At 26.0% G+C, this 26,521-nt stretch carries 23 protein-coding genes and 1 other RNA gene; 9 read left to right on the plus strand and 15 right to left on the minus strand.

Annotated features, from left to right (window positions below; all coding sequences use genetic code 11):
- Positions 1 to 206: 206 nt before the first annotated feature.
- Positions 207 to 1,718, minus strand: coding sequence for a YifB family Mg chelatase-like AAA ATPase (locus AMYT_RS10570; RefSeq protein ID WP_114842495.1), 1,512 nt, complete (start codon positions 1,716 to 1,718; stop codon positions 207 to 209).
- A 122-nt stretch (positions 1,719 to 1,840) separates the two neighbouring features.
- Between AMYT_RS10570 and AMYT_RS10575 the strand changes: the two genes are divergently transcribed.
- A complete protein-coding gene (locus AMYT_RS10575) occupies positions 1,841 to 3,214 on the plus strand; it encodes a methyl-accepting chemotaxis protein (RefSeq protein ID WP_114842496.1) in 1,374 nt (457 codons plus the stop codon).
- 73 nt (positions 3,215 to 3,287) lie between these two features.
- Positions 3,288 to 3,656: a hypothetical protein gene (locus tag AMYT_RS10580; RefSeq protein WP_114842497.1), complete on the plus strand. Its 369-nt coding sequence runs from the start codon at positions 3,288 to 3,290 to the stop codon at positions 3,654 to 3,656.
- Positions 3,657 to 3,672: 16 nt separating this feature from the next.
- On the opposite strand, the gene def is transcribed toward AMYT_RS10580, so the two are convergent.
- The 3 genes from def to tig are packed head-to-tail and all read right to left on the minus strand — an operon-like array spanning position 3,673 to position 6,095.
- Entirely contained in the window at positions 3,673 to 4,188 is a 516-nt protein-coding gene (gene def / locus AMYT_RS10585) for a peptide deformylase (RefSeq protein ID WP_114842498.1), read from the minus strand.
- A 4-nt stretch (positions 4,189 to 4,192) separates the two neighbouring features.
- Positions 4,193 to 4,777, minus strand: a complete 585-nt coding sequence (gene clpP / locus AMYT_RS10590) for an ATP-dependent Clp endopeptidase proteolytic subunit ClpP (RefSeq protein ID WP_114842499.1) — start codon at positions 4,775 to 4,777, stop codon at positions 4,193 to 4,195.
- A 16-nt stretch (positions 4,778 to 4,793) separates the two neighbouring features.
- Positions 4,794 to 6,095 (minus strand): trigger factor, encoded by a 1,302-nt coding sequence (gene tig, locus AMYT_RS10595; RefSeq protein ID WP_114842500.1) that lies wholly within the window; start codon positions 6,093 to 6,095, stop codon positions 4,794 to 4,796.
- A 91-nt stretch (positions 6,096 to 6,186) separates the two neighbouring features.
- Here tig and AMYT_RS10600 point away from each other — a divergent pair, with 91 nt between their 5' ends.
- Positions 6,187 to 7,923: a VWA domain-containing protein gene (locus AMYT_RS10600; RefSeq protein ID WP_114842501.1), complete on the plus strand. Its 1,737-nt coding sequence runs from the start codon at positions 6,187 to 6,189 to the stop codon at positions 7,921 to 7,923.
- Positions 7,924 to 7,925: 2 nt separating this feature from the next.
- Here AMYT_RS10600 and AMYT_RS10605 read toward each other — a convergent pair whose 3' ends face one another.
- The 7 genes from AMYT_RS10605 to AMYT_RS10635 all read right to left on the minus strand — a co-directional run bounded on the left by AMYT_RS10605 (position 7,926) and on the right by AMYT_RS10635 (position 16,149).
- Positions 7,926 to 10,457, minus strand: coding sequence for a hypothetical protein (locus AMYT_RS10605; protein ID WP_114842502.1), 2,532 nt, complete (start codon positions 10,455 to 10,457; stop codon positions 7,926 to 7,928).
- The gene (locus AMYT_RS10610) at positions 10,457 to 11,389 is read right to left on the minus strand and encodes a hypothetical protein (RefSeq protein ID WP_114842503.1); all 933 of its coding nucleotides are present in this window, start codon (positions 11,387 to 11,389) and stop codon (positions 10,457 to 10,459) included. Before AMYT_RS10610 ends, AMYT_RS10605 begins: the two co-directional genes overlap by 1 nt.
- Before the next feature lie 30 nt (positions 11,390 to 11,419).
- A complete protein-coding gene (ppk2, locus tag AMYT_RS10615) occupies positions 11,420 to 12,550 on the minus strand; it encodes a polyphosphate kinase 2 (protein ID WP_114842504.1) in 1,131 nt (376 codons plus the stop codon).
- Between the two features lie 2 nt (positions 12,551 to 12,552).
- Positions 12,553 to 13,437, minus strand: coding sequence for a polyphosphate kinase 2 (gene ppk2, locus AMYT_RS10620; protein ID WP_114842505.1), 885 nt, complete (start codon positions 13,435 to 13,437; stop codon positions 12,553 to 12,555).
- Positions 13,438 to 13,451: 14 nt separating this feature from the next.
- Positions 13,452 to 14,591, minus strand: coding sequence for a carboxynorspermidine decarboxylase (nspC, locus tag AMYT_RS10625; RefSeq protein WP_191287667.1), 1,140 nt, complete (start codon positions 14,589 to 14,591; stop codon positions 13,452 to 13,454).
- Positions 14,584 to 14,748: a rubredoxin gene (rd, locus tag AMYT_RS10630; protein WP_114842507.1), complete on the minus strand. Its 165-nt coding sequence runs from the start codon at positions 14,746 to 14,748 to the stop codon at positions 14,584 to 14,586. The genes nspC and rd overlap by 8 nt, the downstream gene beginning before the upstream one ends.
- 198 nt (positions 14,749 to 14,946) lie before the next feature.
- Positions 14,947 to 16,149: a saccharopine dehydrogenase family protein gene (locus tag AMYT_RS10635; RefSeq protein ID WP_114842508.1), complete on the minus strand. Its 1,203-nt coding sequence runs from the start codon at positions 16,147 to 16,149 to the stop codon at positions 14,947 to 14,949.
- 183 nt (positions 16,150 to 16,332) lie between these two features.
- Between AMYT_RS10635 and ssrA the strand changes: the two genes are divergently transcribed.
- Positions 16,333 to 16,730: a transfer-messenger RNA gene (gene ssrA, locus AMYT_RS10640) on the plus strand.
- A 228-nt stretch (positions 16,731 to 16,958) separates the two neighbouring features.
- Positions 16,959 to 17,243 carry a hypothetical protein gene (locus tag AMYT_RS10645; protein WP_114842509.1) on the plus strand — a complete coding sequence of 95 codons (285 nt, stop codon included), beginning with the start codon at positions 16,959 to 16,961 and terminating at the stop codon, positions 17,241 to 17,243.
- Between the two features lie 78 nt (positions 17,244 to 17,321).
- On the opposite strand, the gene AMYT_RS10650 is transcribed toward AMYT_RS10645, so the two are convergent.
- Together AMYT_RS10650 and AMYT_RS14975 are read right to left on the minus strand one after the other, a co-directional pair.
- The gene (locus tag AMYT_RS10650; protein WP_114842510.1) at positions 17,322 to 17,795 is read right to left on the minus strand and encodes an HIT family protein; all 474 of its coding nucleotides are present in this window, start codon (positions 17,793 to 17,795) and stop codon (positions 17,322 to 17,324) included.
- Entirely contained in the window at positions 17,785 to 17,949 is a 165-nt protein-coding gene (locus AMYT_RS14975) for a hypothetical protein (RefSeq protein WP_162919502.1), read from the minus strand. The genes AMYT_RS10650 and AMYT_RS14975 overlap by 11 nt, the downstream gene beginning before the upstream one ends.
- A gap of 644 nt (positions 17,950 to 18,593) precedes the next feature.
- Between AMYT_RS14975 and AMYT_RS10655 the strand changes: the two genes are divergently transcribed.
- From AMYT_RS10655 to AMYT_RS10665, 3 genes are read left to right on the plus strand one after another with little or no spacing between them, the layout of a single operon-like run.
- The gene (locus AMYT_RS10655) at positions 18,594 to 19,628 is read left to right on the plus strand and encodes a zinc-binding metallopeptidase family protein (protein WP_114842511.1); all 1,035 of its coding nucleotides are present in this window, start codon (positions 18,594 to 18,596) and stop codon (positions 19,626 to 19,628) included.
- 10 nt (positions 19,629 to 19,638) lie between these two features.
- Positions 19,639 to 21,003, plus strand: coding sequence for a magnesium transporter (mgtE, locus tag AMYT_RS10660; protein ID WP_114842512.1), 1,365 nt, complete (start codon positions 19,639 to 19,641; stop codon positions 21,001 to 21,003).
- Between the two features lie 12 nt (positions 21,004 to 21,015).
- A complete protein-coding gene (locus AMYT_RS10665; RefSeq protein ID WP_114842513.1) occupies positions 21,016 to 21,822 on the plus strand; it encodes an RMD1 family protein in 807 nt (268 codons plus the stop codon).
- A 5-nt stretch (positions 21,823 to 21,827) separates the two neighbouring features.
- On the opposite strand, the gene AMYT_RS10670 is transcribed toward AMYT_RS10665, so the two are convergent.
- Together AMYT_RS10670 and AMYT_RS10675 are read right to left on the minus strand one after the other, a co-directional pair.
- Complete coding sequence (locus AMYT_RS10670; RefSeq protein WP_114842514.1) at positions 21,828 to 23,807, minus strand: methyl-accepting chemotaxis protein; 1,980 nt, start codon at positions 23,805 to 23,807, stop codon at positions 21,828 to 21,830.
- Between the two features lie 134 nt (positions 23,808 to 23,941).
- Positions 23,942 to 24,343, minus strand: coding sequence for a hypothetical protein (locus tag AMYT_RS10675; protein ID WP_114842515.1), 402 nt, complete (start codon positions 24,341 to 24,343; stop codon positions 23,942 to 23,944).
- Between the two features lie 650 nt (positions 24,344 to 24,993).
- Here AMYT_RS10675 and AMYT_RS10680 point away from each other — a divergent pair.
- Complete coding sequence (locus AMYT_RS10680) at positions 24,994 to 26,511, plus strand: mechanosensitive ion channel family protein (protein WP_114842516.1); 1,518 nt, start codon at positions 24,994 to 24,996, stop codon at positions 26,509 to 26,511.
- Positions 26,512 to 26,521 lie beyond the last annotated feature (10 nt).

Genomic DNA, 26,521 nt, shown 5'->3' on the forward strand with positions numbered 1-26,521 from the left:
AGCTTAAAGCTTTGTTTTATAATTTGATATAATATCATCTTTGTAATTACAAAGTAGTAAAACTATTAAAATCATTTCAATGTGGAATAGTAGTAATTCTTCAATAAATATAAAATAGCCTGCTTAATTTTATTTTTCACAATATTTATATTATTTTCAAATAAATAGATATTTTATAACAATTTATTTATTAACTTAAATAATAATTATCTTTTTCTATAACTTAGTGCAGTAAGGATGGAAGAAGTAGTAATTTGCTCTTGTTCTTCTAAATCTGCAATTGTTCTTGCTACTTTTATAACTTTATTTATACTTCTAAAAGATAGTGCATAATTTTTTGAAGCAGTATGCAAAAGCTCTTCACACTTATCATCTAATGTAATAAACTTTTTTATATCCTTATCACTTAATTTTCCATTTAAGTCTTTTTGGCCTCTTCTCATTTGCATACAAAAAGCATTTATTACTTTTTCATGTAAGACTTTTGAGCTATATATTGCTTTATCTTTTAAATTTGCTTCTAACATAGTAACATATAAATCTATTCTATCAAGAAGCGGTTCAGATAGCTTATTTTTATACCTTTGAATTTCTATATCATTGCATCTGCACTCTTTAGTTGTAGAAAGAAGATTTCCACAAGGGCAAGGATTCATTGCACCTATAAATAAAAACTTTGTTTCATACTCAATTTTATTATTTACTCTACTTATTAATATCTTATAATCTTCAAGTGGTTCTCTTAAAGCTTCTAAGGTATTTTTTGAAAAATGAGGTAATTCATCAAAAAATAAAATCCCTCCATTTGAAAGCGCAATTTCACCTATTTTAGCACTATTTCCACTTCCTCCACCAAAAATAGAAGATTTTGTTGCTGTGTGGTGTGGATTTCTAAATACTCTTACTGGATAAAACTCAATTGGCTTATATTCTAATGCTTGAAGCTTTGCTTTTTCTAAAATTTCATTTAAACTCATTGGAGGCATAATATAAGATAATCTTTTACTAATCATGCTTTTCCCACAACCTGCACTTCCTTCAAATAAAATATTATGATTTCCTGCGGCAGCAATAAGTGCAGCTTGTATTGCATAGTTTTGACCCCTTATCTCTTTAAAATCATTTTCATATTTATTCATATAAAAATAGTCTTTTTTTAAAATAGTTAATTTTTTATAAGGCAAGTTTGCAATTTTAAAAAGTTTTTCTTCTTTATTATTAAAAGTAAAAAACTCAATTGCTTCACTTAAAGTATCCACACTATATATATTTATATTTGGAATATTTGCTAATTTTTTTGCACTTTCTTTACAAACTAAAATATTTTTTAGAAGATTTTGTTTTACTAAAGATAAGACAATTGCAAAAATATGGCTACTATCTTTTATCTTTCCATCTAAACTCAACTCTCCTAAAATAAAAAAATCGTCAAATATAGCCTTTGTTTCATATAAAGCTATTAATAAAGCAATAGGCAAATCAAAATGAGTACCACTTTTTTGGATTTCTGAAGGGGATAGGTTTATGGTTATTTTCTTTGCTGGGAATTTATATTCATTGGATAATAAAGCTGATTTTACTCTATCTTTTGATTCTTGGATTATATTAGATGCAAGCCCCACAATTGTAAAAGAAGGTAGTCCATTTGTAAAACTTGCTTCAACTTCCACACACTTAGCCTCAATTGTTTGTAAAGTAGCAGAATTTACCTTTTTCATATAATTCCTTTTAAATAATATTTTAAATTATATAATTATATAAATAAATTTCTTTAATTTATTGATTGTAATCAAGATAATTTTTATCCTATTTATTTATACTTCCACAAAAAGGAATAAAAATGCAAATATTTAAATCATTATATTTTAGAATGACTATTATTCACTATATTGGTATGATACTTCTACCTTTAAACGCCATATTGTTTTCAGAAGATTTAATTTCAAAATCTATACAAATAATTCTTGCTATTGCTTTAATTTTCCATGAATTAGATGAAAGAAAAAATGGAAAACAGCTCTCTTCTAAATTAATTGAATTTTTAAAAAATATGGATAATAAAAATATAAAATTTAATATAAATACAAATATGGCAAGTGAATATTCAAAAATTAAACAAATAATAGATGAAAGAGAAAAAAAGCTACTTTTATCTCAAGAAGAAGAAAAAATACTTTTAAAAGAATCAAAAGAAGTAATGGCTTTACTAATAAAAGGAGATTATAGTAAACAAATAAACTCTAAAAGCTCAAATATTTCTTTAGAAGAATTAAAAAACTCTTTAAATGATATGATACAAAAAAGTAAATCTCACTTTACAAATATAAATAATATTTTAAAAGAATACACTTCATATAACTATAAAAACTCTTTAAGTATAGAGAATCTGGAAGAAAAAAGTGATTTAAAAAAGATGATTGATGCTATTAATTTATTAAAAGAGTCAATAGTTTTAATGCTAAAAGAAAATAATATAAATGCAAATGCTTTACAAAACTCTTCATTTACTCTTTTAAATAGTGTAGAAAAACTAAATAAAAGTGCTTTAGATACACAAGAAATTTTAAATAACACAAACTCTATTATTACAAATGTTACAGAAAATATTACAACTATTTTTAATAAAAGCGCACAAATGTCAAGCCTTGCAGATTCTGTGACTACTTGCACAAACAATGGTGAAAAACTTGCTAAACAAACCTCTTTATCAATGGATAATATAAATGAAAAAGTTGAAGCTATAAATGAAGCAATAACAATAATAGACCAAATAGCTTTTCAAACAAATATCTTATCACTAAATGCTGCTGTTGAAGCTGCAACTGCTGGTGAAGCAGGAAAAGGTTTTGCTGTTGTGGCACAAGAGGTGAGAAACTTGGCTTTTAGAAGTACTCAAGCAGCAAAAGAGATTAAACATTTAGTCGAAGAAGCCACAACAAAAGCAAATAAAGGTAAAAGTGTAGCCTCACAAATGATAAGTGATTATGAGCAATTAGCTTTAAATATTTCTCAAACAACAACTATGATAGAAGAAGTATCAAATATCTCAAAAAATCAACAGGACAATATTTTAAATATAAATGAAAAAGTTTTTAGTTTAAAAGAGCAAATAAATACAAATATTGAAGTGGCAAATATTACAAATAAAATATCAAATGAAAGCTCATTTATAGCAAATAAAATTGTCCAAGAAAGTAAAAATAAAATTTTTTAAAATATTTTATTAATTTTATTTTTAATACCTTTAAAATCTTTATATTGTATGATTTTACGAAAAAGGATTATATATGCCATTAATCAAATGTAATGAATGTGAGCATCTAATTTTATCAAGAATAGGTACTATTTGTCCAAACTGTGGACATACAGTAAGTTATTTTGAAGGAGATAAAAATAGAAAAAAATATGGTAAATTTTTTGCTATTAGTTTAATAATTCCATTTTTTTCTTTTTTTATGATTTTATTAACTTCAACAAGCTTTATAGCTTTTAATATTGCTGTAATTATTTATGCCATATTAGCTTATATTTCATCACCTTTTAAATTTAAAGAGATATTTTTTACAACATTTGAAAAGTTCTTCTTTTTGGGGATTTGGAGTTTGGCAAATGCCTTATTAGTTACTATGATTTATAATTTATATAATAAATTTTAAGAAAAAAGCTGTAAAACTAATTTTTAGTTTTTAGCTTTTTTTTCCACTCTTTTTCAAATTTTTTTCTTTTTATTATTGATAAATTTTCAATAAATAAATGTCCTGACAAATGTTCCATCTCATGTTGCCAAGCAACAGCTAAAAAGTCTTCAGCTTCCACTTTTTGTTTATTCCCATTTCTGTCAAAATATTCAACTACAATATGCTTAGCTCTTTTAACTTCTTCATTAAACCCAGGTACACTTAAACATCCTTCAACATTAATTTGAACTCCATCTTTATGCGTAATTACTGGATTAATAGCTTCTATTAAATCAGCTTTATCTTGAATATCCTCTTCATTTGGAAGATTGATAATTAAAATATTTAAAGGAACTGCCACTTGTATTGCTGCAAGTCCAACTCCATTTTCAAAAAGCATTGTATCATACATATCATCTAAAAGAGTGTGAAGTTCTTCATTGAAGACTTTCACATCTTTAGATTTAGTTCGAAGTAGTTTATTTGGATATGTTATAACTTCTCTAACCATTTTCTTACTTATGACTTGTTATTACTTTATCAATTAACCCATAGTCATTAGCTTCTTGGGCACTCATAAAGTTATCTCTGTCTGTATCTCTTTCAATAACTTCAATTGGTTGTCCTGTTTGCTCAGATAGTAACTGATTTAAGCTATCTTTCATTCTTTGAATCTCTTTAGCTTGAATTTGAATATCAGTTGCTTGACCTTGTGCTCCACCTAATGGTTGATGAATCATAATTCTTGAATTTGGTAAAGAGTATCTTTTACCTTTTGTACCAGATGATAATAAAAATGCTCCCATAGAAGCAGCTTGTCCTATACAAATAGTACAAACATCTGGTTTAATATAATTCATAGTATCATAAATCGACATACCACTTGTAATAACTCCACCTGGAGAGTTGATATAAAGATAAATATCTTTTTCTGGGTCTTCAGCTTCTAAAAATAAAAGCTGTGCAACAACAGTTGAAGCTACAGGGTCATTAATTTCACCACTAAGCATAATAATTCTATCTTTTAGAAGTCTAGAATAAATATCATAACTTCTTTCACCTCTTCCACTTTTTTCAACTACATATGGTATATAGCTCATTATTTATCCTATTAAATTATTTACCTAATTTTTCGTCTAATAATTTAGTAATTACTTTATCTTCAATCATAGACATTTTAATAGCTGGTAGGTATCCAGCTTCTTGATATTGTTTTAAAATATCTTGTGGATTTTGTCCCATTTGTAATGCTTCATAATAGATAACTTGAGTAACTTCTTGATCAGATACATCAATACCTTCAGCTTTTGCTAAAGCATCTACAATAAATGTAGCTTTTACTGATTTTTCTGCATCTTCTTTTAGTTCATTTCTCATATCTTCAATTTTAGAAGCATCTTCTTGTAATGCTTTAATCTCTTCTTCACTCATAGTTCTTACTTTACTATTTAAAGCAAAGTTAATCTCTTGGTCAATTACTGAAGATGGTAAAGCAAAGTTTAATTCTTCAACTAATTTATCTAAATATGCTGGTTTTAACTCTTCTCTATAGTATTTGCTCATTTCTGCATATTTTAATTGCTCTTTAATTTTTTCTTTTAAAGTTTCAACTGTTGGATTTTCTTCATTTGGTAACATTTTTTTAGCAAATTCATCATCAATCTCTGCTGGAACTTTTTCTTGAATTTCATGTAAAGTTACTTTAAATACTGCTTCTTTACCTGCTAAATCTTTTGATTGGTATTCTGCTGGGAAAGTTACTACCACATCTTTTTGCTCTTCATATTTCATACCAATAATTTGTTCTTCAAATCCTGGGATAAATGCACCTGAACCAATTTGTAAAGGATATTTTTCAGCTTTTCCACCATCAAAAGCCACATCACCAATAAATCCTTCAAAATCAATAACAGCAAAATCACCATCTTTTACAGCTCTTTTTCTTTTGATTTTTTCTAAAGGAGCAGAAGCTTTAGACATCTCTTCTAATCTTTCTGCAATTTCTTTTTCATCAATTTCTTTTTCTACCACTTCAGGAATTAATGATTTATAATCACCTAAATCAATAACTGGTCTGCAAGCAACTTTGATTTCAACATCAATGTCACCATTTTCTTTTTTATCAAATTTTGAAAATGAAGGCTCACCAATTAAATCTTCATTTTTAATTTCTAATTGTGCTAAAGCGTTAGTAATTAATTCTCTTAATGCTTCGCTTTCTGCATCTTGCTCTAATTTATCAGCATATCTTTGTTTTACAACTGCTACAGGAACTTTACCTTTTCTAAAACCTTGAATATCAAGTGTTTTTGCAGCTTGCTTAGCTACTTTATCTAAATTTTTTTCAATTAAGTCTTTTGAAAGTGTTGCAGAAATCACTGCATTTGCTTCATCAACTCTTTGTGCGTTAAATTCCATTAATTCTACTCCGAAAATATAATTTTGTGCGATTTTATCTAACTATTACTAAAGCTTTAATAAAATTGCTTTTTTACTAAGGAGTTAAAAGTTGCAGTTTTTATATCCAAATGTTTTATTTTTTATGTTAATTCCCACTATATTACTAGCATTTTTTATTACAACAAATAAAAAAAACATTGAAAAATATTTTACAAAAGAGGCTTTAAGTAAGCTACAAGTAGCCAATAAATTTCTATCTCAATCAAGTAGAAATATCTTATTTTTTATAGCAATTTTACTAATGATTATCTCCCTTGCAAGACCTGTTTTAGATAAAAAAGAAAAAGAGATAAAACAAGATATAAATTCATATATACTTGCTTTAGATGTTTCTAAATCAATGTTTGCACAAGATTTACCACCAAATAGATATACCTTTGCAAAAACAAAGCTTTTAAATTTTATAGAAAATTCAAAAGATAAAGAAATAGGAATTATTCTTTTTTCTAGTAGTTCTTATATTCTCTCTCCTTTAACACAAGATATTACTTCACTAAAAGAGTTAGTAAAAAATCTTGACAATTCAATTCAACTAGAAAATGGTTCAGAAATTTCAACTGCTATTAAAACAGCTTCAAAACTTTTAAAAAATAAAACAAATAAAAATCTTATTCTTCTTACAGATGGAACTGATAAACAAGAGTTTAAAGAAGAAATAGCTTTAGCAAATAATTTAAATATAAATATCTATACAATAGGAATGGCTACAAATAAAAAAAGTGCCATAAAGCTAAATGAAAACCAATATTTAACAGATGAAAAAGGCAATATTGTAACTGTTGCTTTAAATGAACAGATTAAACACTTAAGTTTAAATACAAATGCAGCTTATATAAACTTTACTTTTAATAACTCTGATATAAACCAAATTTTACAAGTTATTGATGAAAAAAAACAAAAAGAAAAAAATGATATTAAAAAATATAAAGTATATACAGAACTTTTTTATTTTCCTTTAGCTTTAGCTTTGCTTATTTTACTTATAGCTTTTTCTTCTCTTCCAAAACTTAAATATTTACCCTTTGTTTTACTTATATTTATCTCAACAGATACAAAAGCTTCAATTACTGATTTTAAAATAATAGATAAGGCAACAACTCTTTATGAAAATCAAAACTATAAAGAAGCCTCAAAAGAGTTTAAAAAAATAGCAAAAAACTCTGAAGCACACTATAATCTAGCAAACTCTTTATATAAAGAAAAAAAGTATAAAGAAGCCATAGATGAGTATAAAAAAGTAGTAACTTCAAATGAAGACTTAGAGTTTAAAAAACTACATAATTTGGGAAATAGTTATACAAAAATAAATAAGCTACAAGATGCTATAAAAATGTATGAAAAAGCCTTACAAATAAAAAAGGACAAACAAACTAAAGAGAATTTAGAAATAGTAAAAAAAGCTTTAGAAAAAAATAAACAAGAAAATCAAAATAATAAAAATAAACAAGAAGATAAAAACAATCAAAAAGAGAATAAAAAAGATAAACAAAAAGATAAAAATCAAGAAAACTCTCAAAAAAATGAACAAAAAAATCAAGAAGAAAAAAATCAAGAAGAAAAAAATGAAAATCCAAAAGGAAATAAGCAAAAAGAAGAAAAAGATAGTGAAAATTTAAAAGAGAAAAAACAAGAAAATTCTAAAGATAAAAATTCCTCTTTAGAAAAAATAAAAAAAGAAGTCCCTATTTCTGATATAGAAGAGAAAAAATGGCTAAAAGAACTTGAAAACTCTTCTACTGTTTTTTTAAAAAAAGATGAGCAAAAAAACACAAACTCAAAGTGGTAAAACTACCACTTTACTCTTTCCTTTACTATATTTGGAATTTTATCTTCTTTATTTTCTTTTATCATCAATTCAATATATTTTTTATAAGCTTTTTTAGCTTCTTTTGTATTATAGTTACCCCAATAAGCATCTGCTAAATTATAATAAGCCACTATTCTATTTGGATATTTTTCTATTATTTTTTCTAAAAGAAAAATAGCTTCTGTATTTTTATATATTTTTTGTAAATAGTATGCAATATTATTGTATAAAGTAATATTTTTATTTGAAAAAGGAATATACTCTACTAAAGTCCAAAAATAGATAATATCATACCTATAAAGGTCTCTTCTTTTTTTAGTTTTAATCTCATTTTCTATATATTTTAAAGCTTTTAGTTTATCTTTTGGAAGATTTTTTAAAATCTCCCCTGATAACATATCTTTTTTAATATTCTCATAAAAATTTAAATTTGAACACTCTACAATTAACTCTTTATAATAGTTTGTATTTGAATATTGCTCTTTTATTTTATCAAAAAACTCTCCATAACCTTGAGTAATATAAAGTTTATAACTTTCATCATCATTAAAAGAATACACCCTACTAAAAGAATAAGTAGGAGTATATTTAGAAAGATAATAATTTTCAGTTTTTGAATTTTTTAGATCATATAAAGCTAACTCACTTTTTGCAAGCATATATATAACTTTTGCTTTTTCTTCTTTATTTTGTGAGCTTTCTAAAGCTTTTTTATAATATTTTATAGAGGTATTTATTCTTTTTTCTTCTAAATTTTTATCTTTATAATAATAGTTACTTTTATAAACTGTTGTTAAACTAGCTGCATTTCCAAAATAACTTAGATTATAAATTGCAGTTGCATAATCATAATTTAACTCAAAAGAGTTTGGTTCTAATTTTAAAAGATATTGTATTTTTAATAGTTTTTCTAAAGCTTCTTTTAGTGTATAATTAGCCTTTGCTATTCTATTATTACCTTTTATAAAAGCTTGAAAAATATCAAAATTTATAACTTCTTCTAAAGCTTTACTTTTTGTTTCCAAGGCCTCTTTAAACATAAAATTATTGACATATGTTTTTACTTTTACTTCTTCTAAAGAGTTTTCTAATCTTTGTTTTTCTAAAGCTTTTACCATATATTTTTCTAAACTATTATTTTGTTTTGAGTTTAAAAATTCTTCAAGTTTTTTATATTTTTGTAAATCTAAACTATTTATATCAAGATAATTAATTTGAGAACTTAAATAAGCTTTGAAGTTTTGATTATTGTTTTTATATAAACTTTCTAGTTTTGTAAAAGTATAATCATGTATAGCTTTTTTTGTACATTGTTTTTCTAAAAGAGGAGATAATTTAGTATATATTTCCTTTTCTACTTTATTATTTATAGTTTTTAACTCATCTAAATAAATAACATATTCTAAATTTAAAGGCTCAATTGCATTTTGATTTTTTTCTTTTAATTTAGATATATACTCTTTTGATTTTTTAAAATCTTGCCCATAAAAATACAAATAAGCTAAAGTTAGATTAACCATATACTTATCTTCTTTATTTACACTTTCAAGATAATTTATAAAATTTTTGTATTCAAGTTTTTTATCAACTCTTTTTACATAATCATCAAAAAAGATTTGTGATTTTAAAAGGTATCTATATAAAAGCATATCAAAGTATTTGCTATTTATATCTATTGAAGCTATATTTTCTAACTCTAAAGGAATATTTGCATTTTTGTTTAATGCTCTTAAAGTATAGAATCTGATTTTTTCTTCACTATTTTTTGCAAACAACAATAGCTCTTGCCATTGCTTATCAGTTTTAATATATTTAAAATTATAAAAAGCTAAATGCCAATTGATTTTTGAGTTATCAAAAAGCTTACTAAACTCATAAACTCCTTTTACTACTTGTGCTCTTTTTACTAAAGCCCCAGCATATAAACCTTGAACCCAATCATTTATTATTGAATCTTTAAAAGGCTCTAAAAGATACCTATATGCATAATAAACCTCTAAAGAGTTGATATTTTTATAATGAGCAAGTCTAAGCGCTAAGTAAAAATATCTTATTTTCAAATAATTTGATTTGATTGTTGAAATATTTTTTAAAGCTTCATCTATTAAAACTTGTGGTTCAATAGCTTTAGCTTTATCTTTTTTTGAATAATAAGTATAGATAAAATCCACATATATCTCTTGCTTTTTTACAAATTTAATATATTCTAAAAACTCTTTATCTTCTATTTTTTCTAAATTCTTTTTTTTATATAAAAAATCTTCTAATTGTGTTTTTGTATATTTATAATTTAGTTGTTTTTCCCACTCTTTTAAGTTTTCTTCTTTAGCTTTTTTATTATAGTTGTAAAGCAACTCATTATAAACTGAAGAATATTCTAAATTCTCAGCTATATTCATATATGGAAAATCTCTTTTTTCTAAAAATACAAACTTATAATCTTCTTCCCAATATCCAGCACAAGAAAAAAGTGACATATAAAAAAAGAAAATAGAAAAAACTATTTTATACATTAAAATCCTTTTATTAATTTATTTAAATCATATTTATTTTTATAATCAATTGTATAAAAAATCACTTCACTAAAAGAGTTTTTTGAAAGATTATAAAAATCCTTTAAAGCAACTTCTAACTCTTCAAAAGATGAATCTTCAAACCTAAAAATATCATTTTTATAAATATATTTTCCCCTAAAATAAAAACTCTTTGTTGCTTGAAAAATATTTTCATCAAGCTTTTTAAAATTATTTGAAAAATCTTCTATTTTAACCCCTTCAAAAAAATCTAAAGCTCTTTGATTTCTAAACTGTACAGCTTGAGAATATAAAGGAAGAGCAAGTTTTAATTTTAAAGGATATTTATCAAAATTATAGTGATATTTTTTTGCAATAGTATTATCTATAATAGAGTTTTTAACTTGAAAATCTTGAATATTTGACATATTATAATACATTAATACCCCATAATCTACCTTTGGAACACCAGTTTTTGCAAAATACTTTATTTGATGAAGTCTTATAGTAACGCTTAGTTTTTTATTTAGTTTTGTTTTTAATTCTTCAAGTAGTTTAAAATAGTTATATTTTGTATTTAAAGACCAATCACAATCAATTTGTACTTCATCATAGTTGAACTCTAAAGCATCTAAATTTTTTATAAGGCTATTTAAAATAGTATTTAAAGAAGCTACTTTAATTGTCTTATTTGTAATATACACAGTAGGAATAGAACCATCACGAGGTTGCTTTTCAAAAGAGGTTTTTATTATTTCTAGCTTATCCGAATAATCAATATCCAAAACTTTTATATAAAGTTTTTCTTTTACATTTTCTAAAGAATAACTATTTTTCCAATGATAAAAACTATAAGTTAAACTATTATTTTGTTTAAAAAAAAGAAAAGAGACTATAAGAAAAAAGAAAAAGAGAAATATAAATTTTTTCATAAGTAGAAAAAAAAGAGCCGAAGCTCTTTTTTAATAATCTTGAGATTTTCTCATTTGCATAAGCTCTTTTTGAACAGAAATATTTACTTTTTCATTTGGTTGAAAATCTAAAGCATAGTTTCTTCCATCATAATCAACTGAATTTAAAATAATTTTTAATGCTTCAAGTCTAGCTTTATGCTTATCATCACTTCTTACAATATGCCAAGGTGCACTTCTTGAGTTTGTTCTTCTTAACATCTCATATTTTTTATCAGAGAACTCTCCCCATAACTCTTGTGCTTGCATATCAACTTCTGAGAATTTCCATTGTCTTAATGGGTCATTAATTCTTCTATCAAATCTTCTTTTTTGTTCTTCTTTTGATACAGAGAAATATAATTTAATAAGAATCATTCCTTGTCTTACTAAATCTTGTTCAAAATTAACTACATCTTCCATAAAGATTTCATGTTCTTCTGGTGTACAAAATCCAAAGATTGGTTCAACCATAGCTCTATTGTACCAAGATCTATCAAATAAAACTATTTCACCACCTGTTGGAAAATGCTCAATATATCTTTGTAAAAACCATTGGTTTTTTTGAGTTTCTGTTGGTTTACCAAGTGCTACAACTCTATAGTGCTTATTATTCATATATCTAGTGATTCTTCTAATAGCACCACCTTTTCCAGAAGCATCTCTTCCTTCAAATAAAATAATCATTCTTTTATTTTCATTTTCAAGATAGTTTTGAAGTTTGATAAGTTCTATTTGGTATTGTTTTAACTCTTCTGCTTCATATAATTTTTGAATACCATCTTTAATAACTTCAGGGTCATGAATAGAGAAATCTTCACCTAAAATCTCTTTCATTAGCTTATTTTCTTCTTTAAGCTTTATAATTTCATCATTATTTATTGACATAGAATTATTTTCCACTTTTTCTTTTATAATTTTTTTAGGCTCATTTGATATTAAAATAGAGTCTTTAAACTTTTGCATTAAATTTAATGCCATTTTTTTTGTCAATTCATCTTTTTTTGTATATCCCAATACTTTTACATATCTTTTCTTTTCATGCTGAAATCTAGCAATATATTTTTTTCCAAAAGTAGGATGAGCTACTTTTGAAACGTATAATCCACTATAGTTAGTTTTTTCAAAATCACTTAAATTCATCTTTACTCAGCCTTTGCAAATTTATTTTCTTGTTCCATTATTTCTATCTCTTCAGTTCCACTGATAACTATATTTGAATCTACAATAATCTTACTAGAGTCAATCTTATTAGGATACTCTACTTGTGTTAATATATGTTTAATACAATTTATTCTTGCACTTTTTTTATTATCACTTCTAATAACTGTCCAAGGTGCAAGTTCAGTATTTGAAGCCATCAACATAGAAAACTTCGCAACTGTATATTTATCCCATAAATTTTGAGATTCTTTATCTACAGGGGATAGCTTATATTGTTTTAAAGGGTCAATTTCTCTTTTTCTAAATCTTCTAGCTTGTTCTTTTTTTGATACAGAAAAATAAAATTTTAAAAGAGTAATACCAGATTTTACAAGCATTTTTTCAAACTCTGGAACTTCTTTTAAAAACTCATGGTGTTCAGCCGTAGTACAAAACCCCATCACAGGCTCAACCCCTGCCCTATTGTACCAAGACCTATCAAATAAAACTATTTCTCCTGCACTTGGTAGGTGCTTTGTATATCTTTGAAAATACCATTGAGTTTTTTCTATATCACTTGGTTTTTCAAGGGCAACAACTCTTGCTCCCCTTGGGTTTAAATGTTCTGTGATTCTTTTAATAGTTCCACCCTTCCCAGCAGCATCTCTACCTTCAAAAATCATTAATACTTTTAAACCTTTTTCTTTTACAAAGTTTTGAAACTTTAAAAGTTCAATCTGTAAAGTTCTTAACTCTTTTTCATATTCTAAAGTCTCTTTTCTAACCCAAATTTGAACTTTATTTACTTTTTTTCTATTTCTTGAAGATTTTAAATTCTCTTTATCTTTTAACTCACCCTTTATTATTTGTCTATCCTGCCCTAACATTATATATAAATCCTTTAAGATAATCTTGATTTATACTCATTATATCCAAAATTTTTTACAATTTGGTAACAATTATTGTCTTTTTTTATAACAATTGATGGTAACTTAATTCCATTAAAGGTAGTTGTCTTTACCATAGTATAATGAATCATATCTTCTAGAATGATTTTATCACCTACTTTTAAAGGTTCATCAAAAGAATAATCCCCGATAATATCCCCTGCTAAGCAAGTATTTCCACCAAATCTATAAGTATATTTTTTCTCATTTGCTAAGCCACTATTTCTAATTTCTGCTCTATATGGCATAGCTAAAGTATCAGGCATATGTGCCTCAGCAGAGGTATCCAAAATCCCAATATTCATTCCATTATCAATAATATCCAGTACAGTTGCCACTAAATATCCTGTCTTCCAACCTACTGCTTCACCTGGCTCTAAATATACTTCTAAGTGAGGGTATCTAGCTTTAAACTCTTTTAAAAGTTTAATTAAACCTTCCACATCATAATCATCTCTTGTAATATGATGCCCTCCTCCAAAGTTTACCCACTTCATTTGAGGTAAAAATTCACCAAATTTTTCTTCGAAGTTTTTAAGTGCCCCTTGTAATGCATCTACATTTTGCTCACATAAAGCATGAAAATGTAATCCATCAATTCCTTCAAGTTCATCTGCTTCAAAGTTTTTTCTAGTAATCCCCAGCCTTGAAAAAGCTCCACAAGGATTATATAAATCAACTTCAACAGAAGAATACTCTGGATTTACTCTAAGCCCTAAAGAAGTCTTACCAATAGCTTTATGCTTAAACTGCTTTAGTTGAGAAAAAGAGTTAAATACCACATGATTTGATAGTGATACTATTTCATCAAACTCTTCTTCTTTAAAAGCAGGTGAGTAAGTATGAACTTCTTTTCCAAACTCTTCTGAAGCTAAAATAGCCTCATGTAAACCAGAAGCACAACAACCTTTTAGATATTTTTTACATAATTCAAAAGTAGAAAAAAGTGCAAACCCTTTTAAGGCTAAAAGTATATTTACACCAGCTTCATCTTGTACTTTTTTTAGTAACTTTAAATTATTTTCTAATAACTCTTCTTCACACACAAAACTTGGACTTGGCAAGTTTTCAAAATTATTTACTGTTTCAATCATCAAACGGTTCAAAATCCTCTTTTGTTACTCCACAGTCTGGACACTCCCAATCTTCTGGTAATTCCTCAAAAGGTGTACCAGGAGCTATCCCACTATCTGGGTCACCTAAACTTGGGTCATATATATAATCACAAACTGTACAGATATATTTTTGCATAATAAGTCTCCTTAAATTATTTAACTTAATTATACACCTAAAATCAACTTAAAAACCCTTAAGCAAGAGATTAATATTTTAATTTAACTAATAATTTCTTTTTTAAAAAGAATTTTTAAAATTATCCCTTGTCTAAAGCTTTTAATAAAAAAGTATCAAGTAAGAAAGACTTACTTGATAAATAGGTAGTTGAAAGAATTATTCTACTGGTAGTTCAATAATTTTCCAAGGTAAACCTTGTGTCATTAGCTCTTCCATAAATGGTGTTGCATCAAATTCTTCTATATTAAATACGCCTGTTCCATTCCATAACCCTTTATAGAACATCTTAGAACCAATCATCGCAGGAACTCCTGTCGTATAAGAAACAGCTTGAGCACCTGTTTCTTTATAACACTCTTGGTGGTCACAAATATTGTAAATATAAACTTTTTTCTTAACACCATCTTTTATACCTTCGATGATACATCCAATATTTGTAAGACCTACTGTTCTTGGCCCTAAGCTTGCTGGATCTGGTAATAGAGTTTTTAGAAACTCTATTGGAATAATCTTCATTCCTTGATGTTCTACTGGCTCAATACCTAACATTCCAACATTTTGTAAACAATTCATATGCTGAATATAAGAATCTCCAAATGTCATAAAGAATCTAATTCTTTTTAGTCCTTTAATATTTTTTGCTAAAGATTCTAATTCTTCATGGTATAGTAAATATGAAGCTTTTACTCCCACTTCTGGATAATCATGATCAACTCTAATTTCAAGTGGTTTAGTCTCAATCCACTCTCCATTTTCCCAATATCTACCATTTGCAGATACTTCTCTTAAGTTGATTTCAGGGTTAAAGTTTGTAGCAAAAGGGTATCCATGATCACCAGCATTACAATCCATAATATCTATAAAATGAATCTCATCAAAAAGATTTTGTTGAGCATATGCACAAAAAACTCCTGTAACACCTGGGTCAAAACCACTTCCTAATAGAGCTTTAATACCAGCTTCTTTAAACTGACCATCTCTAGCCCATTGTTCTTTGTATTCAAATTTAGCTTCATCTGGGTGCTCATAATTTGCTGTATCTACATAATCTACACCGCATTGTGTACAAGCATCCATAATTGTTAAATCTTGGTATGGAAGTGCCACATTTAAAACTAATTTTGGATTAACTTTTTTAATTAGTTCTACTAATTGTGGTATATCATCAGCATCAACTGATGCAGTATCAATCTCTACACCTTGATTTTCTTTAATATATTTTGCAATCTCATCACACTTAGATTTTGTTCTAGATGCTAATGTGATTTTTTCAAATGTATCAATATTCATAGCACATTTAACTGTTGCAACTCTACTTACACCACCTGCACCAATGATTAAAATACCTTTTTTATCCATAAATAACTCCATTAAAAATATCCGTAATTATAGACTTTTTTTATTGAATAATAATTGAAAGTCTTTGGTATTGTACAAACAAAGAGTAACAAAATAGAAACATTTTTTCAATTAAGCTATTTTTTAAACTTTTGCTTTATAGTAAGTTTAAGGATAATTGGATAGAATTTCGAACTTATCAATGGGGATGATTTGGCTTCGATTAGAGCAGTGAGGATTAGTTGCATGTCGGCCTGAGCATGCCGTTACGCGGCTCATTTTTTTTAGACGCAAACAATACTAATTACGCTCCAGCTTACGCAAAAGCTGCGTAAGTTTATCTTATAATTTGTCTCGCCTAAGGGCTTGAGACTTGGAGGCTCGCACTACTGATTCTATCTAAGTAGATTTTCGCGGGTTCACTCAAGATAGATTATCTTTAAAGAGTTGATTTGGCTTTAAGGAGAAATTTTCAAATCTTAGCTTTTTGGTTGCCTTGCGGATTGAGTTGCTAAAAAGTGAAATTATTCAATCCTTCTAAGCATGTAGACGCTAATAGTAGCTGTTTTAAGACTCCGGTTCAATCCCGGACATCTCCACCAAGATTAATAATTATACTTTCTTATTTGTTCTAAAAAGTTCGATATAATCGGACTTTAATATTCTAAATCGTTCTATATTATTCTTATCATTTTTAATACTTTCTAAGATTTTTAACGGTAATATAATCGGTAATAAATTTTAATAAATGGTTATTACCTTAAAATTGTAAAATCACTAAAGGATTTAAAATAATACAAGTATATGATTATAAAGAATTTCAAAAAGAGATGAGAAGCAAAAAGAAAAGAACTGGAAAAAAAGAAACTTTTACTCCTATTGATTTTTTTACGCAAGAGGAAATAGATGAGTTTAATAGAAAAGGAATTAACAATTTAGAGCCATATTTGCCAATTCCTGATTATATAAGAAAGCATGATGAATTTGTTTTTAGGGTAAGGGATGAGTTGTTAAAGAAATTCCCAAATGATGAGTTTCTAAACTCTTTATATAAAGAAGAAAATATAGAGATATTTTTTACTTACACTTGGTATGAAAAATATGGAATTAAATAATATTAATTTATATGAAAATTTATTTCAACTAAATCACATTATAATTTAATTCCTGTTGAAATATTAGTACATAAATTTCTATTTATAGTTTTTATCTCGAATATTTTTTGCTATTTTAGATAAATCTTTATCATCAGCTCTAAATGAATCATGAGAGGATATATATCCCATATACTTTTTATAATAAATATTAATATTGGATTTTATTTCTTTCCAATTATTTTTATACTCTTTTGTACCATGTAAGGGAAAAAGTTTAACATGTACATGGTCAATTCCAAAACCTTCAAGTACAAGGCCTGTACGAGAAACATCATCGAAACTATTATCAAGCATTAGTGCTACTTTTTTAGCTGCTAAAATTAAATTTAGAAAAACATCTTCTTCAAGTTCAAAAGCATAACTTGAATAATGTTTTTTTGGTATAACTACTGTTACACCTTCACAATTCGGGAATATTGATAAAAATGCTAAATGTTTTTCATCTTCCCAAACTTTATGGCAAGTACTTTTATTTGCTACTATATCACAAAAAATACAATTATTTTTCATTTGATTCCTTAAAATAATATTTTCGAGGATAAAGACTTGAATCCCATACCATTTTAAAGTTATCAATTAAATTTAAATTAGATAATTTAAAAATAGCTAAAGAAGAAATTATTCCTGCTAATTCTACATTTGATGGACCATATAAAATCATCATGCCTTACTCAATTAATATCTTCTTTTGTAGAATCTTTATTAATTAAAAATACTCCTTTAGTTCCTGAAAAATAATAATTTTTTCTGAATTACCAAATAGAACTGAAGGTTGCAAAATTCCTATTGCTAAATTATTAACATATATAATATTATTTTTTAATTTTATAGTTTTGCTATTAAATATTACTTAAATTTAAAATTAAAACCATTGATTGATTTTATAAAAAACATTTGAAGAAAAATTAATTGAAGTTCTTTTTATAATGAATAAGTATCTTTTAAATTTCCTTATTTTTCATTATATAACTTTATATATTAGCATTAAAGAAAGGAGTTAAATAGATATTTCAACTATTTCATCAAGATAAACAAGCGTAAAATCTACATATTTTAATACTTTTGTCTTATTAATCTAAAATTCTACATTAACCTTGTCACAATTGTATTATTTTCCAAATTTCTTTAAAATCTCTCCATATTACAAACTCAAGTAAAAATTCAACCTTTTTCTTAATAAATTATTTATTATAATTGCCAAAGTTTATAAGATAAATTTGGGAAGAGAAAATTAGGCAAGAATAGGTCTTTACACTATTTAAACAAGTGACTTTTTAGTCTTTTATTTTTAGGATTTAGTAGTTTAAAATGGAAGGGTTTTACGATATATTAAAACAGCTTATAAGAGTACCAAGTGTAGTAGGAGCTGAGCACTCTTTTTTTATGTTTTTAAAAAGAGAATTAGAAGATTTAAACATCAAAGTTGAGTACTATGATGGGTTATTAGTAGCAAAAGGAGATAAACCAGAAAGCGGATATATCTCAGCACATGCAGATAGACACGGTCTTATTTGTACAGGACACAATGAGTTTCAATATGCAGCTTTTATCGCAAAAAACAAAGCTGATTTAAGAGGTAACTCAAACTCAGAACAGATGCTAAAAAACTTTGAGATGAGATTTATAAATCAAAAAGTTCAAGCATATGAGCCTTGGTCAGGAAGTTACCTTGGAATTGGTACAATAAAAGATGCTTTTTTATGTGAAAGAAGAAACAATATTATCTTTAAAGTTGATAATTTAGGGCATTTATTACCTGGCACTCCTATTGCTTTTATGGATAGATTAAAAATAAATGACAATATGATTTCAGCTCAAATTGACAATACAATTTCAGTAGCAATAATAGTATATCTATACCAACAAGGATACCAAGGAACAGCCTTTTTCACTGCAGCTGAAGAGGCTGGTAGAAGTTGGAGGTTTTTACTTGAATATTTTAGAAGATTTGATATTTGTACAAATGAACTTTTAGTTTTAGACACAAGTCCATATAAGAGTATAGAAGATATTAACCACTTAGATGTTATATTTAGAAATAGAGATGAAAATGCTTATTTTAGGTCACCTCTAAAAAATAAGATTAAAAAAATTGCTTTAAAAAATAAAATAAAATACCATTATAAAGATGAGTACATTAAAAATATTATGAAACAACAAAATATCAAAACTTCATTAGGAGTTACTGAACTTGGAAGAATAATAAATGCAAGTAAAAGCACAATCCAAGGTACAACATTACAAATACCAACTATTGGTTATCATACTATTGAAGAAACAGCTTCTAAAAGTTCAGTTGAAGCAATGGTTGATATTTTAAGAAATATATATTTAATAGAATAATAGGAAGATTATGGAAGAGTTAAGAAATGCCCAAGAGATAAAAGATTTTTTATTACAAATTATCAACGACCATAAAAATAAAGAGAGTATTTTACACCCATTTGATATTTCAAAGGAGCTTGAAGCTTTAAGAAAATTAGATGAAGAGTCATATAAATTTATCTGTAAAAAGATGCCAAGTGAACTTTTTGCTGAGATTTTATGTGAAATGCCAACTTATATTCAAGAAGAGATACCAAGTATTATTAGTGATACAAAAATCGCAAATATTACTTCAAAAATGGATAGTGATGATGCTTCAACACTTATTTATAATATCTCTCAAATAGATGAAGAAGTAGCAGAAAATATCCTTTCAAAACTTGATAAAGAAGACCAAAAAATCATTGAGCAACTTAACTCTTATGAAGATTATGAAGCCGGTTCATATATGCAAAGTGAACTTTTTTATGTTTCTATTGATGAAAATATAGGAAAAGCTTTAAAAAGATTAAAAAAACAAAAAGAAGAAAATATTTTAGATAATATTTTTCATGCGTATTTGATAGATAACAATAGAAAATTTTTAGGTGCAATTGGACTTGAAGAACTAATCTTATACGAACACTCTCAAAAATTTGATGAAATAGCAAAAGATAAAATAACTGAATACAGTATAAACCACAAAGAAGATATTTCAGAAGTTGTTGAGATGTTTGCACACTATAACTTAAGTGCCTTAGCTGTTGTTGATGATGAAAACAGACTTATTGGAAGAATTACACATGATGATATTCATGATATAATTCAACAACAAGATACAAAACAGCTATACTCACTTGCTGGGGTAAATGATGAAGCAGAACAAGAAGAAAGCCTTTATCTTATTGGTAAAAATAGAGCTTTTTGGTTAGGAATAAACCTAATAACAGCTATTTTAGCCTCTATTGTTATAGGTTTATTTGATGCGACTATTCAATCTTTAGTTGCTTTAGCTGTTCTTATGCCAATAGTTGCTTCTATGGGTGGAAATGCAGGTACACAAACTCTTACTGTTACGGTAAGACAGATGGCTTTAGGAGAGATTAGTTATACAGATGCAAAAAAAACCATCTATAAAGAAGTTATAATTTCACTGGTAAATGGATTTTTATTTGCATTGGTAATAGGAATAATTGCCTATTTTTGGTTTAAAATACCACTTTTAGGTTTAGTAATAGCTATGTCTATGATAATAAACTTACTTAGTGCAGGTTTTTTTGGTGCTGTAATTCCTATAATTTTAGAAAAATTTGAAATTGACCCTGCTATTGGTTCAACAGTTATACTTACAACTGTTACAGATGTAGTTGGTTTTTTTAGTTTTTTAGGATTAGCAACTTTAATACTTTTATAATATTGAGGAAATATGTTAAATAATATTCATTTTATTTCTGTTGAAATACCAAGTGTAATAACAAAAAAAGACTTAGAAAATGAATTTCCAGGTTTAGTTTTAACAACTATTGAAAAATCTTTTGTTGGTGAGATTTCAAATGATAAATATATCTTTGTAACAACATTTGGAATTATCACCTTTTGTAATTTTACAAATGATGAAATAAAATCTTTTCTTTCAAGATTAAATATAAAAGAAGCAAATAGTTATACCACTGCTTTAATAAATCAAGACTACAAAATGATAATTGATAAAAGTTGTGAAAAACCAATAATTGATGACCAAATTATTAGATACAACGAATTTAATAAAGCAATAGCTTCTATTATTTCTTTAGCTTTATCTCAAAGTGTAGGCTTAGAAATTAGTGAAAAATCACTTGAAATAAAAATGGAAGAGAGTGCTAAAATCTATGAAAAATTAGAAAAACTAAAAATAAAAGATAGAAAAAATCTTATGGGCTTTGCAGCTAAAATTGCAAAAGAGAGATTTCATATTTTAAATAAGCTTTATTTACTTGATAAACCAGATATTATTTGGGATGATGTGGAGTTAGAGTCTTTGTATAATCAGCTCTCTTTTCAACTGGATTTAAAATCAAGATTTGAAGTAATTGAACATAAAATTTCATATTTAAAAGAATCTATTGATTTTGCTATAGATAAAGTAAATCAAAAATCTAGTGAATTTTTAGAGTGGATTATTATTTGGTTGATTGTTATTGAAGTAATATTTTCTATTTATGCTTATATTATTAAACCTGTATTTTTAGAGTAGGAAGCTTAAAAGCTTTCCCACTCATCATCATCTTTTGTTTTAGACACAAATACTTCTTGTTTTTTTGGTTTGTTATCTATATAAATATCTTTTTCATATGAAGCTTCATATTTAGCCTTTGGCTCTTCATATTTTTTTGTTTGTACTTTTTCAACTTTTGCTTCTTTTTTACCTAAAAACTCTTTTGCATTTGCATCACTTACTATCTCTTTTGCAATTGTATCAGTTTGAACTGCTATATCATGTGTTTGTGTTGCTATTGCTGCATTTTGTTGTGTTTGTTGGTCTAATTGTGTTACTGCATCATTGATTTGTGTAATTCCTGCTTCTTGCTCTTTACTTGCACTTGCAATTTCACTTATCATTTGTGTAGATTTATCAATATTTTCAAGTAACTTATCATACCCACTTATCATCTCAGCACTGATATTTTTACCTTCATTTGCTTTACTTGTTGCATTTTCAACTAGCTCTTTTATCTCTTTTGCTGCTTCTGCACTTCTTGAAGCAAGATTTCTCACCTCTTGTGCAACAACGGCAAACCCTTTACCAGCCTCACCTGCTGTTGCTGCTTCAACAGCAGCATTTAAACTTAAAATATTTGTTTGGAAAGCAATTTGATCAATTACAGTAATTGCTTCATTTATAGCTGTTACTTGAGTATTTATCTCATCCATTGCTACTGTTGTTTTACTTGCTAAACTTTGTCCATTTCTTGCTGAGCTACTTAACTCTTGTGCATAACTACTCATTTTTGATACATTTTCAGAGTTATTTACAATAGTACTTGTAATCTCTTCCAATGCCGCTGCTGTTTCTTCTAAAGAAGCTGCTGCTTCATTTGCACTTGTATTTAATTTATCAACATTTATAATTAATTGATCAGAAGCTTCATCTAATGTAAGACCAATAGTTAAAGATTGTTTTAATAAACCAGAAATTTCATCTGTAAGAAAGTTCACACTATCAATTAAAGCTGCCATATCCCCTTGCATACCTTTATTATCAACTTTGCTTGTAAACTTATAATTACTAAACTCTTTTAATACAACAGAAATAGAATCAACATTTCCTTTTATATTTTTAATCATTGAGTTTAAAGCTTCACTTAATTGAACCAATTGAGGATTATTTGGTTTTGCAGTTAATTGTAGATTTAAATATCCAAGTTTCGCTTTTTCAACTATTAATAAAGCCTCTTTTACAGCTTCATTATCTTTTTTTAAGCCTTCATTGATTTTAGTAATATTTTCATTTACTACTTTTGCCATTTGTGCAAATTCATCTTTACCATTTGCTTCTAAAGATTTTACATTATCACTTTCTTTATTTAAAAAAGCAAAAAATGACAATAATCCATCTTTAAAATGATTTAATGTATTAACTATCATTGAAGATAAAGCGATAGAAAAAACAACAAATACAATTGCAGAAAAAATTGCAAGTACCAATAAAGCCCTATTTAAATTTGTATCTGCTTCATTTTTAAGAGCAATGGCATTTTTATTTATTACTAAAAGTTTATCTTCTAAAACTAAACCTGTTTGAGCCATCTTTTTAACAATAGCTGATACCTCTGATGATTCTTTTTCAATTCCTAACTTAAGTTCATCAATTCTTTTTTGTGAAAAATTATCAAATAAAGCTATATAGTCACTTGATAGTCCTAAAATATCATCACAAAGTTTTTTATTTTCAGGAACTTCTAATGTTCCTTTTAAAGCTTTTACTTCATCATCAAGCTTTTTAAAATCCTCTCTTACTTTTTGAGCTGTATTATCATTGGGATTTCGTAAGAATTGATATACAGAAATTCTTCCCTTTAATACATCTTGTATAAAAATCTCTGTTTCAAGTTCTGCTTGTGCAGTATGTTTTACTTTACCATTAAAATAAGAAAATAAGAAGCCAGCTACTATTATATTCACAATAAATAATACTGGAAAAAACATCAACTTCGTTCTTGTTGTTACATTATTTAACATATGTCTCCCTGAGTAAAAATATTAGTAGAAAATTATATAAAAATTAGCCATAGTTTTTTATTATTTTTTTACTTTTTTACACAAAATGTGACTGTATTGTGGCTTTTTTACTCATTATGACACTTTATTTTTAATTATTTTTCTCTACATTTTTCTTTTATATCTTTAAAAACATACTCATCTTGAATCACTTGAACAAAAATATCATTTGCTTCACAAACAAACTCTTTATTATCTTTTTTAACTATATAAATAAATCTATAAAAGTATTCATTTAGGCTTAAATTCTTACCTTTATTTATAATATTTGAAGAAAGTTTATCTATTTTATATCCAAATTCTTTTTTATATTTTGCTTTAAAAGCTTTATTTATTCCAACTTCATTATTATTTGAAATATATATACCCAACCAAATAATTCCAATTATAAAAAGTGTCCCAAAAGTTATAGTTTTTTTAGAATAGAATTGATTTAATTTATAAAAAATATAGCCTACTAATAATATAACTACCAATGAAAAAATTAAAATTTGCATTTTTTCTCCTTTTATCTTTTAATTTTATTATTAGATTTGTTAACTCTTTATTAACTTTTGATTTTCCTTTAGTTAATTTGTAGATGTCATAATTTCTTTATGAGTAAATAGAAACCGCGAACTTCTATTTATTTTTTTCATTGTTCTTCTAAAAGAGTAGAGTTTTCTACTCTTTTTTTTTATCTAATTATAACTTTCCAATAAATTAACTTTTAGTATAATATTAAAATAGATACTAGAAAGGATTTAACATCAAAACAAATATTTTAAAATTACTGTTTTTACTGATATTTGCAAGCTATGCTTTTGCAAATACTACACTAATTAAAGCAGCAACTGCACAACAAGATAATACAACACAAACAACAGAAGTAAAACAAGATGATATAACAAACCCTATAAAAGAAGATGATTTAAACTATTATGATATAGGGATTATTATCAAACTTATTCAAAGTAAAGATTTTAAAAACCATGTAACTAAACAAATAGAAAAAGTTGAAAGTGAAATTAAAAAAATCACAAAAAATATAAATGATGAAGTTTTATATCCTTTTGATAATATTGAATTTCAAAAAGAGTTAAGATTTTTAAATAGCAAAATTAATATTAACTCTAAATATGATAATAATTTAGCTATTTCAAGGGATATGCTAAAAGTAAAAATCTTAGAAAATAAAAAATATTTTGCAGATACTATTAACTCTATAATTGATGGTAAAAATTCTTTTAAAGATAAAAAATATTTTATTCATCTTTTAGATGCACAATTAAAAAGATTAAAAAGAATTGATTTAAGTGGTTTTGAAAAAACATATAATGAAGTAATAACACAAGAAGACCCTATTGCAAGTGCTTTTAGAGACTCTTTTTTAGTATTATCAAATCAAATTAAAGCAAATAAACTTATCTATAACTATTTAAAAACAAATATGAATGAATATAGACCAAGTAATTTTATACTTGATGAGTTAAGTTTAAAATATGTTATTAAAAAAATAGATACAAATAAATATATAAAAAATCTATCAGAGAGTTTGGATTACTATTTTCATATCTCTATTGGAAAAATAGTAATTTTAATTGCTGTATTTTTTATTTTTATGTTAATAAATAAAAAAGTTCTTCCTTTTTTAGCAAAAATTTTAACTGAAAAATTATCTAAAAAAATAGAAGTTTTAAATATAACTATTTTAGAGATTATTCCAAATAGTTTTAGATTTACAGTTTCTATTATAGTGTATCTTTTTGCACTGCAACTTTCACTATTTTTATTAATTGAAGATGCAGAAAGAATCAATAACTTAGTACCTTGGTTTAATACAACATATTTAGCAATATTTAGTTTTATGTTTTATAGAATTCTTACAAACTATATAAATCAATCTTCAGATAGGATATTTAGCCAATATCCAAATATGAGAAAAGAGATGGTTGATTTTATATTAAGAATTATAAAAATACTAATTCTTATTTTTGTTGCACTTTTCTTGTTGGTTCAATTAGGTTTTGATATAAAAGCTATTATTGCTTCTTTGGGAATAGGAGGTATTGCAGTAGCACTTGCAGCAAAAGATACTCTTTCTAACTTTTTTGGTTCATTAAATATTATTACAGATAACTCTTTTTCTCAAGGAGATTGGATACAAGCAGGAAATGTAGAAGGAACTGTTGTAGATATAAGAATGAGAACTACAAGAATTAGAACTTTTGCAAATGGTATGATTACTATTCCTAATGCAGAATTGGCAAATATGGCAATTTTAAACTGGTCAAAAAGGGTAATAGGAAGAAGAATTAAGATGTCTATTGGAGTTACTTATAATAGTAAAATGAGTGATATTGAAAATTTAGTTATTGATATTAGAAAAATGCTTCAAGAACACCCTGCAATTGCATCAAATAAACTAAATATAGATAAAAAGCCATATTTACTTAAAAAAGAGGATTTAATGGGAATTAAAAATAATCTTTTAGTATATATAGATGAATATGCAAGTAGTTCTATAAATATTTTAGTATATTGCTTTAGTAGAAGCCCAGTTTGGGAAGAGTGGTTAGAGACAAAACAAGATGTAATTGTAAAGATTTCACAATTAGTTGAAAAAAACAATTGTGCTTTTGCTTTCCCTACTCAAACTATTTATTTAGAAAAAGAAGAGAAATAATCTCTTCTTT

This window comes from Malaciobacter mytili LMG 24559, from assembly GCF_003346775.1.
Lineage (GTDB): Bacteria > Campylobacterota > Campylobacteria > Campylobacterales > Arcobacteraceae > Malaciobacter > Malaciobacter mytili.

Bases quoted from the DNA above. Each gene is read 5' to 3' on its own strand.
- AMYT_RS10605 (WP_114842502.1), bottom strand. From the start codon at position 10,457: ATGTATAAAATAGTTTTTTCTATTTTCTTTTTTTATATGTCACTTTTT.
- tig (WP_114842500.1), bottom strand. From the start codon at position 6,095: ATGGAATTTAACGCACAAAGAGTTGATGAAGCAAATGCAGTGATTTCT.
- AMYT_RS14975 (WP_162919502.1), bottom strand. From the start codon at position 17,949: ATGATGATTTTATATGGTCCATCAAATGTAGAATTAGCAGGAATAATT.
- AMYT_RS10570 (WP_114842495.1), bottom strand. From the start codon at position 1,718: ATGAAAAAGGTAAATTCTGCTACTTTACAAACAATTGAGGCTAAGTGT.
- mgtE (WP_114842512.1), top strand. From the start codon at position 19,639: ATGGAAGAGTTAAGAAATGCCCAAGAGATAAAAGATTTTTTATTACAA.
- nspC (WP_191287667.1), bottom strand. From the start codon at position 14,591: ATGATTGAAACAGTAAATAATTTTGAAAACTTGCCAAGTCCAAGTTTT.
- AMYT_RS10665 (WP_114842513.1), top strand. From the start codon at position 21,016: ATGTTAAATAATATTCATTTTATTTCTGTTGAAATACCAAGTGTAATA.
- clpP (WP_114842499.1), bottom strand. From the start codon at position 4,777: ATGAGCTATATACCATATGTAGTTGAAAAAAGTGGAAGAGGTGAAAGA.
- AMYT_RS10575 (WP_114842496.1), top strand. From the start codon at position 1,841: ATGCAAATATTTAAATCATTATATTTTAGAATGACTATTATTCACTAT.
- AMYT_RS10655 (WP_114842511.1), top strand. From the start codon at position 18,594: ATGGAAGGGTTTTACGATATATTAAAACAGCTTATAAGAGTACCAAGT.
- AMYT_RS10650 (WP_114842510.1), bottom strand. From the start codon at position 17,795: ATGAAAAATAATTGTATTTTTTGTGATATAGTAGCAAATAAAAGTACT.
- AMYT_RS10635 (WP_114842508.1), bottom strand. From the start codon at position 16,149: ATGGATAAAAAAGGTATTTTAATCATTGGTGCAGGTGGTGTAAGTAGA.
- AMYT_RS10610 (WP_114842503.1), bottom strand. From the start codon at position 11,389: ATGAAAAAATTTATATTTCTCTTTTTCTTTTTTCTTATAGTCTCTTTT.
- AMYT_RS10675 (WP_114842515.1), bottom strand. From the start codon at position 24,343: ATGCAAATTTTAATTTTTTCATTGGTAGTTATATTATTAGTAGGCTAT.
- ppk2 (WP_114842504.1), bottom strand. From the start codon at position 12,550: ATGAATTTAAGTGATTTTGAAAAAACTAACTATAGTGGATTATACGTT.
- AMYT_RS10680 (WP_114842516.1), top strand. From the start codon at position 24,994: ATGCTAAAAGTAAAAATCTTAGAAAATAAAAAATATTTTGCAGATACT.
- AMYT_RS10580 (WP_114842497.1), top strand. From the start codon at position 3,288: ATGCCATTAATCAAATGTAATGAATGTGAGCATCTAATTTTATCAAGA.
- def (WP_114842498.1), bottom strand. From the start codon at position 4,188: ATGGTTAGAGAAGTTATAACATATCCAAATAAACTACTTCGAACTAAA.
- AMYT_RS10645 (WP_114842509.1), top strand. From the start codon at position 16,959: ATGAGAAGCAAAAAGAAAAGAACTGGAAAAAAAGAAACTTTTACTCCT.
- ppk2 (WP_114842505.1), bottom strand. From the start codon at position 13,437: ATGTTAGGGCAGGATAGACAAATAATAAAGGGTGAGTTAAAAGATAAA.
- AMYT_RS10670 (WP_114842514.1), bottom strand. From the start codon at position 23,807: ATGTTAAATAATGTAACAACAAGAACGAAGTTGATGTTTTTTCCAGTA.
- rd (WP_114842507.1), bottom strand. From the start codon at position 14,748: ATGCAAAAATATATCTGTACAGTTTGTGATTATATATATGACCCAAGT.